The organism is Vibrio sp. 10N.222.46.A1 (genome assembly GCF_041473595.1).
GTDB classification, from domain to species: domain Bacteria; phylum Pseudomonadota; class Gammaproteobacteria; order Enterobacterales; family Vibrionaceae; genus Vibrio; species Vibrio tasmaniensis_A.
Genome location: NZ_JBFRSN010001629.1, coordinates 1 through 509 on the forward strand (window position 1 = coordinate 1; position 509 = coordinate 509).

Genomic DNA, 509 nt, shown 5'->3' on the forward strand with positions numbered 1-509 from the left:
AGGCAAATACCCCAGAAGCTGCAAAACTAGCACTCGGTGCAACCATGTATCACTGGGGGCTTCACCCTTGGGCTATTTATGGTGTTGTGGCGCTTTCACTGGCTTTCTTCTCTTACAACAAGGGATTACCGCTTTCAATTCGTTCTATCTTCTACCCAATTTTAGGTGATAGAGCGTGGGGCTGGGCTGGTCACATCGTTGATATTCTTGCTGTACTTGCAACCCTGTTTGGTTTGGCGACATCGCTTGGCCTTGGTGCGCAACAAGCGGCAAGTGGTATTCAGCATGTATTCGGCATTGAGGCAGGCTTAGGGTTACAAGTCATTGTTATTACCGTAGTAACTTTGCTAGCGGTCGTATCCGTACTTCGTGGTATTGATGGTGGCGTTAAAGTGATCAGTAACATCAACATGTTGGTTGCTTTCCTACTGCTTATCCTAGTAGCTCTAATCGGCTACGCAGTGACTCTAGGTTCAATCCCTACAACATTGATGGCATACATCGAGAAC

1 protein-coding gene is annotated in these 509 nt (G+C 47.0%); it reads left to right on the plus strand.

Annotated elements, in window-relative coordinates:
- Positions 1 to 509 (plus strand): BCCT family transporter (locus tag AB4496_RS28530; protein WP_372133438.1); only part of this gene is annotated, 509 nt, incomplete at both ends.